Consider the following 11,494-nt stretch of genomic DNA (forward strand, 5'->3'; position numbering starts at 1 on the left):
CGAATTCTGCGGCACGGCCGGGGTCTTGCCGCAAGGCCAGGGGTGCGCTATAAGTTGAAGGTGGCCGGGGGAAGCCCCCGCGCACCGTCCGTTGTGGACGGGATCGCCCACCGGCGAGGCGGGACCCGCGCCCGGCCGAAAGGTTCCTGTCGGAACTCAAACCCCGCGACTTTGGTTGACCTGCGGTTTCGCAGTTGTCTCACTGACTGACCACTCCGGTGGCGTCTCATCCCGGTGGCACTTCTTCGTGCCCGAGGCTCGTGACGACGCTGCCGCCCAGACCCGGGGATGATTTTCGCACTCGTCGAGTCCGCCCGGCAGCGGTGACGGGCGGTCGTGCGACCGACGGAGCCGGTCAGGCGTTTCAGTGGTGAGCAGGCAGGTGCTCGACCCCGCTGGTCACACGCCTTGTTCAGCTCTGCGGGCTCAGTCCCGCCACGGCCAGCCGGAACAGCCGGTCCGCCCGGGCGGCGGGGTCGGGGCAGTGTTCCGTGGCCAGGACGATGCCGACGATCAGCATGATCAGGTCTGCGACGGTGAGGCCTGCCGCCACCGCACCATCCTGCACCGCGCGGCGCAGCAGCGGACCTGCCGCCTCTTCCAGCGCCGCCGAGCAGGTGTTCTCGTGTGCCGGGTCGGACCCGGCATCGTCGTAGGCCAGTGCGGCCGCCAGTCCTCGGGCGGAGACGCAGTAGGCGACGACGTCACTCAGCCATTCCAGCAGTGCGTTGCGGCTGTCGCCCTCGCCTGCCAGGTCGTGAGCGCGGACGCGCAGGGCCTCGATCCGTTCCCGGGAAACCGCTTCCAACAGTGCGCGGCGAGTGGGGAAGTGGCGGCGCACGGTCGCCGAGCCAACCCCCGCGGTGCGGGCGATCTGTTCCAGGGAGGCGTCGACACCATGGGCAGCGACCTCCTCCTCGGCCACGAGGAGGATGCGCGTGTAGTTGCGCCGCGCATCGGCGCGTCGGCGATCGGGCATGGCGTCGTCTCCCAGTTTGCTAAGTGGCGGGGCCCGCCGTATTGTATCCCGCCAGAAGCGGCGGACCCCGCCACTTATCGATGAGCCTGAGGAGCACCATGTCCGCAGATTCCGCGCCCGTCCTGGTCACCGGCGCCACCGGCAAGCAGGGCGGGGCCACCGCCCGCGCCCTGCGCGCGGCGGGCGTTCCCGTCCGCGCCCTGGTGCGTGACCCGGCCACTGACCAGGCCAAGGCTGTCGAAGCACTCGGGGCCGAATTGATCACCGGCGATCTCCATGACCGCGACTCGGTGATCCGGGCCGCCGAGGGCGCCCGCGCCGTCTTCTCCGTACAACTGCCCGCCGTGACCGCGGAAGGCTTCGACTTCGACGGAGAGGTGGCCCAGGGCATCAACCTCATCGAGGCCGCATTGGCCGCCGGGGTGCCGCAGTTCGTGCACACCTCCGTCACCGGCGCCGGCCAGCACACCGAAACCCCCGGCTGGGCCGAAGGTCGCTGGGCTTCGATGGAATTCACCCTGGGCGCCAAGAGCGCGATCCAGGAGCGCCTCCGCGCGGCCGGCTTCCTCCACTCGACCCTTCTCAAGCCGGGCTTCTTCATGGAGAACTTCCTCCCCTCCATGGCGTTCCTGTTCCCGCGCGGCATAGAGGGCGGCCTGGTGAGCGTCCTGAACCCCGAGACCCGACTGTCCCTGGTCGCGGTGGACGACATCGGCAAGGCGGCGGCCGCGGCCATCGCCGAGCCGGAGCGGTTCGACGAGGTCGAACTGGAACTGGCCAGCGACTACCTGTCGATGACGGAGATCGCCGAAGTCCTCTCCCGCGCACTGGGCACGCCACTGTCCGCACCGGACATGACCGAGCAGGAGGCCCTCGCCGCCGGAATGCCGACCATGGGCGCTACGCACGAGTGGCTGAACGTGGCCGGCCAGCCGGCCCGCCCGCAGTACGCCAGGGAACTCGGCCTCACGCTCACCAGCTTCGAGGAATGGTCGCAGAGGCACATGAGGGCAACCGAAGAACCTGCTTACCCGATCTAGCGACCCGTCACCACATTCTCAGTCCGATGTCCAATTGGACGGACAGCGGACATCGGACTTGAGAATGGGACGTCGACTTCGAGACCCTGCAGTTCCCCGGACTACTCCTGGGCCATGTCGACGAAGCGGCTGTAGTGGAGCTGGTGCGCCACGGTGATCGTCGAGGTCGGCCCGGCCCGGTGCTTGGCCAGGATCAGGTCCGCCTCACCCATCCTCGGGTCGTCCCGTTCGAAGGCGTCCGGCCGGTGGATCAGGATCACCATGTCCGCATCCTGTTCCAGCGAACCGCTTTCGCGCAGGTCGGAGAGTTGCGGCTTCTTGTCGGTGCGCTGCTCGGGGCCTCGGTTGAGCTGGGAGATCGCGACCACCGGGACCTCCAGCTCCTTGGCCAGCAGCTTCAGGTTCCGGGAGAACTCCGAGACCTCCTGCTGGCGCGACTCGACGCGCTTGCCCGAGGTCATGAGCTGCATGTAGTCGACCACGATGAGCTGGATGTCGTGCCGCTGCTTGAGCCGGCGGGCCTTCGCGCGGATCTCCATCATGGTCAGGTTCGGCGAGTCGTCGACGAAGATCGGCGCCTCGCTGATCTCGCTCATCCGCCGGGCCAGCCGGGTCCAGTCGTCGTCGGTCATCCGGCCGCCGCGCATGTCGCCGAGCCGGATGCGGGCCTCCGCCGAGAGCATCCGCATCACGATCTCGGTGCGCCCCATCTCCAGCGAGAAGATCACGCTGGCCATGTTGTGCTTGACCGACGCCGACCGCGAAAAATCCAGTCCCAGCGTCGATTTGCCCACGCCCGGCCGGGCCGCGACGATGATCATCTGGCCGGGGTGCAGGCCGTTGGTGACCGCGTCGAGGTCGGCGAAGCCGGTGGGGATGCCCTGGGACTCGCCGCCGCGCGAGGCGATGGCGTCGATCTCGTCCATCGTGGGCTGGAGCAGGTCCTCCAGCGCGGCGTAGTCCTCGCTGGTGCGGCGCTCGGTGACGTCGTAGATCGCCGCCTGGGCGCGGTCCACGACCTCCTCGATCGCGGCGCCCTCGGAGCCGTGGTAGCCGAGCTGGACGATCCGGGTGCCCGCCTCGACCAGCCGCCGCAGCACCGCCTTCTCGGCGACGATCTCGGCGTAGTAGTTGGCGTTGGCGGCGGTGGGGACGGTGGCGATCAGGGTGTGCAGGTACGGCGCGCCGCCGACCTTGACGAGCTCCTGGCGCCGTTCCAGCTCGGCGGAGACGGTGATCGCGTCGGCGGGTTCACCGCGGCCGTAGAGGTCGAGCACGCAGTCGTAGATCGCCTGGTGCGCGGGGCGGTAGAAATCGTTCGGGCTGAGCGCCTCGACGACGTCGGCGATGGCGTCCTTGCTCAGCATCATGCCGCCGAGCACCGACTGCTCCGCCGCGAGGTCCTGCGGCGGGTGTCGCTCGAAGGTGCTCGGACTGCTCGCGCCTTCGTCGCCGTAGTACGGCTCGTCCCGGACGTCGGGTGCCCCCACCGGAACCGTCACCTCCTCGCGCCGACCTCGCGACGGTCGCACGTGTGCGCGGCGAAGTTAGATCGCCCCCGTCGAACCGGCAACTCAAGCTGTGGACAAACCTCGGGACAACCTGGGGATGGTTCTCCTCGGCCTGTGGACAACCGGGGACAACTTCCGCAGGAACTGGGGACAACCTGGGGACAACTAGTAGTGATCAACTAGAAACCGCAGGTCATACCCTGTGTGCAGGCTGTGGAAAAAACCCGTGGAAAACCTTCGGCGTGTCGCGTGAAAAGGACCTCTTCGGCGTGTCGTCAAGGCGTCGACGCGCCGCGAGGACGAGGTAGCCCCGGGCGTGTCGGTCTCCGGGCGCGCGGCACCGCGGTGGACCGGACGAGGCGATGCGGGAACGACCGACCGCGACGGGACTTCCGGCGGTGGGCGGACGACGCCGCCCACCGCGGACGACGGGTGATCCGGTCGACGGACCACCTCGGACGACCGCCGACCGGACCCGGGGAACCGGGCCGGTTCAGCGATCGACGTGGCTCACTGAGCGGCGGTCACCTGGACGCTGACGGTCGCCTTCACGTCGGGGTGCAGGTTCACGTCGACGACGTGCTTGCCCAGCGACTTGATGTGACCGCGCAGCGCGACGGAGCGCTTGTCCAGGTTCGGGCCGCCGGCCTTGCGCACCGCGGCGACGACGTCGCCGCCGGTGATCGAGCCGAACAGCTTGCCCTGGGCGGACACCTTCGCGGTCAGCTCGACCGCGCCGAGGTCCTGGACCTGCTGCTTGAGCTCGTGCGCGTGCTCCAGGTTGCGCACCCGGCGGGATTCCTGGGCGCGGCGGATCGTCTCGATCTGCTTCTGCGCGCCCTTGGAGGCGACCATCGCCAGGCTCCGCGGGAGCAGGTAGTTGCGGGCGTAGCCGTCCTTCACCTCGACGATGTCACCCGACTCGCCGAGACCGGCCACGTCCGCGGTGAGGATGATCTTCACGACGTGTCTCCTTCGAAGTCTCTTCGATCCGCTCGGTCACCGCCGCGGCGGGCGGTGACCACTGCGCCGGATCAGCGGGCGGTCGAGGTGTAGGGCAGCAGGGCCATTTCGCGGGCGTTCTTCACCGCGATGGCGACGTCGCGCTGGTGCTGGCTGCAGTTGCCGGTCACGCGACGGGCCCGGATCTTGCCGCGGTCGGAGATGTACTTCCGCAGCAGGGTGGTGTCCTTGTAGTCGATCTGCACGGCTGCCTTGTCCTTGCAGAACACGCAGACCTTCTTCTTCGGCTTGCGCACGGGCGCCTTGGCCATCGGTCTTCCTCCTGAGCAAAAACTCTGTTAGCTGCCTGGATGCGCTAGAACGGCGGCTCGTCGCTGAACCCGCTGCCGGAACCGGCGGGCGGTGCGGAACCCCACGGGTCGTCGGCCTGGCTGGGGTTCGACTGACCTCCGCCGAACCCGCTGCCGCCGCGGCTCACCTTGTTCACCTTCGCGGTGGCGTAGCGCAGCGACGGACCGATCTCGTCGACCTCCAGCTCCACGACGGTCCGCTTCTCGCCTTCCTTCGTCTCGAAGGAACGCTGCCGCAACCGGCCCTGCACCACGACCCGCATCCCGCGGGTCAGCGTCTCGGCCACGTTCTCGGCGGCCTGGCGCCAGATGTTGCAGCGCAGGAAGAGAGCTTCGCCGTCCTTCCACTCGCCCGTCTGGCGGTCGAACATCCGCGGCGTCGAAGCGACCGTGAAGTTCGCGACCGCCGCGCCGGACGGGGTGAAGCGCAGTTCCGGGTCGGCGGTGAGGTTGCCGACCACCGTGATTACCGTTTCACCGGCCATGACCTGGGGACTCCAGTCTGCTCGAAGCGGGTTCGGCTACCACCGGCGTCGGCGTCAGGCCGTCGCCTTGGCCTTCGCCTTGGCGTTGCGAGCGGCCTTGCGGGGCTGAACCCGGCGCAGCACCTTGGTCCGCAGGATGGACTCGTTCAGGTTGAGCTGGCGGTCGAGCTCCTTGACCGACGCGGACTCGCTGGCGACGTCCAGGACGACGTAGATGCCCTCGGTCTTCTTGTCGATCTCGTAGGACAGCCGGCGGCGCCCCCACACGTCGACCTTCTCGACGGCACCGCCGTCGTTGCGGACGACGTTGAGGAACTTCTCCAGGGACTGAGCGACGGTGCGCTCGTCCAGGCTCGGGTCGAGGATGACCATGAGCTCGTAGTGACGCATGATGACCTTCACCTCCTGTGGACTCACGGCCACGGGCTCTCCGTGGCAGGAGGGTCGTCGCGTCGACGAACTGGTCAAGGCTAGCAAGCACCACCGCCACGACCGCCGACGGGGGCCCGCCACCTGCGACGTCGCCTCCCGGGCGTGACGCCGCTCACCGCATGGATCACCCGAGCGGGGAATGAGTGAGGGGCACCCTTGTCCCAGTTACTCGGGCAAGGGTGCCCCTCACTCAGCGTCGACCACCCGGTCGGGTTCAGGTGCGGCGCAGGACCCAGGTGCGGACCAGGGCGGCGGTGGCCACCGCGAGCGCCACGGCCGCCACCAGCACCGGCAGCGCCACCCGTTCGGCCACCTCGGTCGGCATGGCCTGGGCCTGCCCGGCGGCGCGGACCTCCTCACGCTGCTCCTGCTGGCGTTGCTCCTGCTGGCGCTGCTGCTCGCGGGACTCGGCCAGCAGGTCGCCGACCCGCGGGTCGGAGCCGGGGACCTGGCCGAACTCGGCGTGCGCCCACGGCGGCAGCGAGCCGGGCACGTAGGTGTAGTCGGGGACGATGCCGCCGAGCGCGCCGCTGGCCGCGGGGACCTGAGCGGTGGTCGGAGGTGTACCGGCCGCCGAGGTCCCGGGCGCGGAGGTCTGGGCCTGGGGTGGTGCGGCCGGGGCGGTGTCCGGCGGCTCGGTGGTGGGGGGCTCGGTGCCCGGCGGCTGGGTGGTCGGCGGTGGGGCGGGTTCGCTGGACGGCGGTGGTTCCTCGGCGGGTTCGGCGCGGACCGTGATCGCGTTGCCGAGGCTGACCAGGTTGACGAAGTGCCACCGCGCGGCCTCGACCCGGTCCTCGGGCAGGCCGATCCGGGCCAGCCGGTCCTCCGCGGCCTCGGCGACGTCGCGGCCGGAGAAGAAGCTGCGGCCCGCTTCGGCGGTGGTCAGCGGGATGGTGCCGAGCGCGAGGAACCGCTCGGAGGCCTCGGCGGCGGCGCCCAGCCGCAGCGGCATGGCGAGCTCGACGGCCCGGCGCAGCTTGAAGTCCATCGTCTCGGGGTCGATGACGACGTCCTGGCCGGGTTCGGCGTCGACGATCGACCAGGCGGTGCTGATCACCAGCGGTTCGGCGGCGGCCGCGGCGGGCGCGGCCCCGAGCAGTCCGCCCGCGGCGAGCACCGCGCCGCCGAGTCCTGCCGCGACCGTCCGCCGCAGTGCTGTCGGCTTGATCAGCGGATGCGCTCGCCGGCTCATCTCCTCGCCTCCCGCGACTCGTTCGTGAACTGCTGTCACCTTCGCAGAGGTTTCAACGCACGACCAGCCGCTCCGGTGACGTGCCGGCGGGGATTTTCGTCCGGATGGCCGCCGGGCGGGCCGAGCGCACCGCGCGCCACCTCGGCGACCGGGGAACTCTAGACTCCGCACCATGCGAATCGGGGCCCACGTCCGCGACGACGATCCGGTGACCGCCGCCACCGAGCGGAACGCCGAGGTCGTGCAGTTCTTCCTGTCCGACCCGCAGGGCTGGAAGGCGCCCAAGCCGCACCCGCAGGCCGAGCTGCTCCGCGACGGCGACCTGTCGGTGTTCGTGCACGCCCCGTACGTGATCAACGTGGCGTCGCTGAACAACCGGATCCGGATCCCGTCCCGCAAGGCGGTGCTCCAGCAGTCGGCCGCCGCGGCGGAGGTCGGCGCGGAGGGGCTGATCGTGCACGGCGGGCACGTCACCAAGGACGACGACCCGGCCGAGGGCGTGGCCAACTGGCGCAAGATGTTCGAGCGGCAGGCCGCCGACGGGGGCTTCGCGGTGCCGATCCTGATCGAGAACACCGCGGGCGGGGCGAACGCGATGGCCCGGCGGTTCGACGCGCTGGCCCGGTTGTGGGACGCCGTCGGCGAGTTCGGCGCCGGGTTCTGCCTGGACACCTGCCACGCGCACGCGGCGGGCGAGGACCTGCTCGACGTGGTCGACCGGGTGAAGGCGATCACCGGGCGGATCGACCTGGTGCACCTCAACGACTCCCGCGACGAGTTCGGCTCCTCCCGGGACCGGCACGCCAACATCGGCGCCGGGCGCATCGAACCGGAACTGCTGGCCGCGGTGGTCCGCGCGGCGGGGGCCCCGGTGGTGGTGGAGACGCCGGGCGAGGGCCAGGCGGCCGACATCGCCTACCTGCGCGGCGCGGTCGGCTGAGGCGTCGACCGGCACGACGGGGAAGGAGTCGGAGATCCGGTGGTGGACCTGCGGCGCTGGCCCGGCTCCCGGTGGCGGGGCCTGACCCTGTCCGGTGCGGTGTCGCTGTGCCTGCTCAGCGCGGTGACGTTGGTGCTGGGCTGGGCGAACAAGGCCCGCTGCACCGGTCCCGGGTTCGACGTGTGGGGGCGTTCGACCCCGGACTACCAGGAGCGCGCCTACCGGGACGCCTGCTACTCCGACATCCAGAACCTGTGGATCGGCCGGGACATCGACCGGCACGTGTTCCCGTACGTCCACGGCGGCATCACCCCGGACGGCTCGCTGTACGGCGGGGTCGTGGAGTACCCGGTGCTGTCCGGGCTGCTGATGTGGCTGGGCGCGCTGTTCGTCGAGACCGACGCGGGGTTCCTGCTCGCCTCGGCGCTGCTGATGGCGCCGTTCGGGCTGGCGGTGACGTGGTGGCTGGGCCGGTTGAGCGGCTGGCGGGCGCTGCTGTGGGCGATCGGTCCGCCGGTGGTGCTCTACGCGTTCCACAACTGGGACCTGCCGGTGGTGGCGTGCGCGGTGGCGGCGGTGTTCGTGGTGCACCGGTGGCGGGTGCCGCTGCGGCGGCGGGCGCTGGTCGCGGCGGTGCTGCTCGGGTTGGGCGCGGCGCTGAAGCTGTACCCGGCGATGTTCGTGCTGCCGCTGGCGCTGTACGTGCTCACCGGTGGCCGCGACGGTGCGGAGCTGCCCGCGCGGAGCCGGTTCGACGTGGCGGGCGCGCTGGGCGCGGTCGGCGCCGCGGTCGGGACCGTGGTCGTGGTGAACCTGCCGTTCGCGATCGCCGGGTTCGGCGGCTGGCTCGCCTCGTTCGAGTTCCAGTCCCGGCGGCAGGTCGACCTGAGCACGAACTCGGTGTGGTACTGGGGTTTCCGGCACTGGACGGGCGACGAGGAGTTCCAGTCGGCGATGGGTGTGATCTCGCCCGCGCTGGTGCTGCTGTCGTTCGCGGTGGCCTGCCTGGCCGGGTGGTGGCTGCTGCGGCGCACCGGGACGTTCCCGTGGGTGCAGGTCTCGGCCGCGATGCTGTGCGGTTTCCTGCTGCTGCACAAGGTGCACTCGCCGCAGTACACGTTGTGGCTGCTGCCGTTCTTCGTGCTGCTGGCCGTGCGGTGGGGGTGGATCGCGGCCTACCTGGTCGCCGACGTGGCGATGGGGATCAGCATCTTCCACTGGCTGTACCTGAACATGGCCGGGGAGCCCTCGGGCATCCACGACGGGTTCACCGCGCAGGCGTTGATGATCGGGGTGTGGGGGCGGGCCGCGCTGCTGGTCGGGTTGTTCGTCGCGTTCCTGTCCGCGCGGGCGGTGATCGACGACCGCACCTGCCGGAGCGCCCGAAGCGCCACCGGATGAACCACCGTTCCTGGTGCGGGGCATCTCCATCCGACCACGCCGGATGGAGATGCCCCGCACTCACGGGATCCCGCGGGTGGTCAGCACCGGAGGGGGGCGTAGGTGCGCTCGGCGTGGACGGTGCCCGCCGCGCGGACCCGGACCGTGGTCGTGCGCTCCGCGGGCACGGTGAGCTGCGCGGAGATGAAGCCGTTCGGCCCGACCAGACCGCTGCCGCGGACCTTCCCGTCGACGGTCACCTCGTACGGCGTGGGCCGGTCCAGGGCGGCGGTGCCCCGGATCTCGTAGCGGACCGTCGGCACCGCGGGGAGGTGGGCGAGGTGCTGGCCGATCAGCGGGACCGCCTGCAGCGCGGACATGTCCTGGCAGGCGGCCGCGCCGAGCCGGGCCTGGATCGGCGCGGACGGTGGCGCGGCAGCGGCGGCGGGGACGGCGGTGGTGGCGAGCGCGGCGGCGGCCAGGACGAGGGCTCGGCGGATCACGGCGTACTACCTCCTGGGGGGGGAAGGATTCCCCCCAGCGCACCGCTGGTCCGCCGGGGGAATCCGGTCAGTGACGCCCCGAAGCTAGGTGCTCCCGTTGATCTCCGTCGGCTGAGTGCCTCCAACGTGGGATGCCGGGTAGCACGAACCGGTCGCCGCGCCCGTCCAGGACGCCGCCGGTGGGATCGTCCACCGCGTCCGGGACCAGCCGGGACGGCACCGCCAGCGTGGTGCGCACCCGGTCCAGTTCCGGGCGCAGCACCTCGCGCACGATCAGCACGCACAGCGCGACGACCACCGCGTCGCGGATCAGCACCGCGCCGAGGAACCACCCCTCGGGCAGGCCCTTGTTGCCGGTGCCGAGGTAGTAGTACATGCGCGGCGCCCAGATCGCCGCGTCGACGGCCATCCAGGCCAGCAGCAGCCGCCAGCGGGGCAGCGCGAGCACCGCGAGCGGCACCAGCCACAGCGAGTACTGCGGGCTCCACACCTTGTTGGTGAGCAGGAACGCGGCGACGACCAGGAAGCACAGCTGGGCCAGCCGGGGGCGCCGGGGCGCGGCCAGCGCGAGCCAGCCGATCCCGGCGCAGGCCAGCAGGAACAGCACCAGGCTCACCGCGTTGAGCACGACCGGTGGCGCACCGGGTGCCAGCTGCCCGTCGAAGCCCGCCCAGCCGGTGAAGTGCATCAGCACGTTGTAGAGCGAGTCCGGGTCGGCGGGTCGTGCGCTGTTGAGCCGGAAGAACTCCGCCCAGCCCGTCGGGGCCACCAGCAGCAGCGGCACGTTGACCGCGAGCCAGCTCGCGGCGGCGGCGGTCAGCGCGCGCAGCCCGTCGCGGACCCGCCCGGCGCGCAGGCACAGCAGCAGCAGCGGCCCGAGGAAGAACAGCGGGTAGAGCTTGGCGGCCCCGCCGAGTCCGATGAGGACCCCGGCGAGGACGGGTCGTCGTCGCGCCCAGGCGAGCAGGCCCGCGGTGCCCAGCGCGGTGGCCAGCGCGTCGAAGTTGGTGAAGGCGTGCACGAACACCAGCGGGGACAGCGCGGCCAGCGCGGCGTCCCAGACCCGCCTGCGGCACAGCGAGGTCAGCGCCCAGATGGTGACCAGCCAGGCGGCGGCCAGCCAGAAGGCGGTGATGTTGAAGTAGAGCACCGAGGAGTTGCCGCCGGGCAGCAGGTCGAGCCCGGCCAGCGTGGACCAGCCGTCGGTGATCTTGGCGTTGACCCACTGGAACACCCCGGTGAGCACCGGGTACTCCATGTACCGGACCTGCTCCTCGGCGGTGCCCTGGTTCTCCACCCACGACGTGACGTAGGGGAAGACGCCGTCCGGGGCGAGGTCGCCGACGCCGTAGCGCGGGATGATGTCGGTGTAGCACATCGCGACGTACTGGCGGTTGTCCCGCCAGTCGAGCTGCGGCCCGGCGTCGGTGTCGTAGGTGACCGTGCACGGCGCCTTGAACAGCCAGGCCGCCGCGAGCAGCAGCACGGCCAGCAGCAGGATCACCCGCAGCGGCGTCCAGAACCACTGCCTGCCGACCTGGGCGTGCCTGCCCAGCTCCCCGCCGAAGGGGCGGCTCGCCGCCCGGGCCAGCGCTTCGGTCCAGGTCGGCACCACCCGGTCGGCGGGACCGAGCGACTCGCCGTCCACCGCGGCGCTGCGCCGCGGTGTCGGTCCGGGGCTGGGCTCGGAGGTGGGCACGCCCGGAGATGCTACTTGGG

At 71.0% G+C, this 11,494-nt stretch carries 12 protein-coding genes; 3 read left to right on the forward strand and 9 right to left on the reverse strand.

Annotated features, from left to right (window positions below; translation table 11 throughout):
* Positions 1-412 precede the first annotated feature (412 nt).
* Positions 413-979: a TetR/AcrR family transcriptional regulator gene (locus tag ACQP0T_RS27785; RefSeq protein WP_433870673.1), complete on the reverse strand. Its 567-nt coding sequence runs from the start codon at positions 977-979 to the stop codon at positions 413-415.
* A 98-nt stretch (positions 980-1,077) separates the two neighbouring features.
* On the opposite strand from ACQP0T_RS27785, the gene ACQP0T_RS27790 reads away from it, so the two are divergent.
* Positions 1,078-2,019 (forward strand): NmrA family NAD(P)-binding protein, encoded by a 942-nt coding sequence (locus ACQP0T_RS27790; protein WP_433870674.1) that lies wholly within the window; start codon positions 1,078-1,080, stop codon positions 2,017-2,019.
* Positions 2,020-2,120: 101 nt separating this feature from the next.
* Here ACQP0T_RS27790 and dnaB read toward each other — a convergent pair whose 3' ends face one another.
* From dnaB to ACQP0T_RS27820, 6 genes are all read right to left on the reverse strand, one after another.
* Positions 2,121-3,509, reverse strand: a complete 1,389-nt coding sequence (gene dnaB, locus ACQP0T_RS27795; protein WP_433870675.1) for a replicative DNA helicase — start codon at positions 3,507-3,509, stop codon at positions 2,121-2,123.
* 531 nt (positions 3,510-4,040) lie between these two features.
* Positions 4,041-4,493, reverse strand: a complete 453-nt coding sequence (gene rplI / locus ACQP0T_RS27800; RefSeq protein WP_433870676.1) for a 50S ribosomal protein L9 — start codon at positions 4,491-4,493, stop codon at positions 4,041-4,043.
* 71 nt (positions 4,494-4,564) lie between these two features.
* Positions 4,565-4,804, reverse strand: coding sequence for a 30S ribosomal protein S18 (rpsR, locus tag ACQP0T_RS27805; protein ID WP_345360276.1), 240 nt, complete (start codon positions 4,802-4,804; stop codon positions 4,565-4,567).
* A 44-nt stretch (positions 4,805-4,848) separates the two neighbouring features.
* Positions 4,849-5,328 (reverse strand): single-stranded DNA-binding protein, encoded by a 480-nt coding sequence (locus ACQP0T_RS27810; protein WP_345360273.1) that lies wholly within the window; start codon positions 5,326-5,328, stop codon positions 4,849-4,851.
* 54 nt (positions 5,329-5,382) lie between these two features.
* Positions 5,383-5,718 (reverse strand): 30S ribosomal protein S6, encoded by a 336-nt coding sequence (gene rpsF, locus ACQP0T_RS27815; RefSeq protein WP_433870677.1) that lies wholly within the window; start codon positions 5,716-5,718, stop codon positions 5,383-5,385.
* A gap of 256 nt (positions 5,719-5,974) precedes the next feature.
* A complete protein-coding gene (locus ACQP0T_RS27820; RefSeq protein ID WP_433870678.1) occupies positions 5,975-6,952 on the reverse strand; it encodes a hypothetical protein in 978 nt (325 codons plus the stop codon).
* A 172-nt stretch (positions 6,953-7,124) separates the two neighbouring features.
* Between ACQP0T_RS27820 and ACQP0T_RS27825 the strand changes: the two genes are divergently transcribed.
* Positions 7,125-7,892, forward strand: coding sequence for a deoxyribonuclease IV (locus ACQP0T_RS27825; RefSeq protein ID WP_433870679.1), 768 nt, complete (start codon positions 7,125-7,127; stop codon positions 7,890-7,892).
* Between the two features lie 48 nt (positions 7,893-7,940).
* Positions 7,941-9,293 carry a glycosyltransferase 87 family protein gene (locus tag ACQP0T_RS27830; RefSeq protein WP_433873869.1) on the forward strand — a complete coding sequence of 451 codons (1,353 nt, stop codon included), beginning with the start codon at positions 7,941-7,943 and terminating at the stop codon, positions 9,291-9,293.
* A gap of 80 nt (positions 9,294-9,373) precedes the next feature.
* Here ACQP0T_RS27830 and ACQP0T_RS27835 read toward each other — a convergent pair whose 3' ends face one another.
* Entirely contained in the window at positions 9,374-9,775 is a 402-nt protein-coding gene (locus ACQP0T_RS27835) for a hypothetical protein (RefSeq protein WP_433870680.1), read from the reverse strand.
* A 67-nt stretch (positions 9,776-9,842) separates the two neighbouring features.
* Positions 9,843-11,474, reverse strand: coding sequence for a glycosyltransferase family 87 protein (locus ACQP0T_RS27840; protein ID WP_433870681.1), 1,632 nt, complete (start codon positions 11,472-11,474; stop codon positions 9,843-9,845).
* Positions 11,475-11,494: the final 20 nt, after the last annotated feature.

Origin of the sequence: Saccharopolyspora sp. CA-218241 (assembly GCF_050954615.1) — a bacterium.
In the GTDB taxonomy this organism is placed as follows: Bacteria; Actinomycetota; Actinomycetes; order Mycobacteriales; family Pseudonocardiaceae; genus Saccharopolyspora; species Saccharopolyspora cebuensis.

Bases quoted from the DNA above. Each gene is read 5' to 3' on its own strand.
- ACQP0T_RS27790 (WP_433870674.1), top strand. From the start codon at position 1,078: ATGTCCGCAGATTCCGCGCCCGTCCTGGTCACCGGCGCCACCGGCAAG.
- ACQP0T_RS27810 (WP_345360273.1), bottom strand. From the start codon at position 5,328: ATGGCCGGTGAAACGGTAATCACGGTGGTCGGCAACCTCACCGCCGAC.
- ACQP0T_RS27825 (WP_433870679.1), top strand. From the start codon at position 7,125: ATGCGAATCGGGGCCCACGTCCGCGACGACGATCCGGTGACCGCCGCC.
- ACQP0T_RS27785 (WP_433870673.1), bottom strand. From the start codon at position 979: ATGCCCGATCGCCGACGCGCCGATGCGCGGCGCAACTACACGCGCATC.
- rpsR (WP_345360276.1), bottom strand. From the start codon at position 4,804: ATGGCCAAGGCGCCCGTGCGCAAGCCGAAGAAGAAGGTCTGCGTGTTC.
- rpsF (WP_433870677.1), bottom strand. From the start codon at position 5,718: ATGCGTCACTACGAGCTCATGGTCATCCTCGACCCGAGCCTGGACGAG.
- ACQP0T_RS27820 (WP_433870678.1), bottom strand. From the start codon at position 6,952: ATGAGCCGGCGAGCGCATCCGCTGATCAAGCCGACAGCACTGCGGCGG.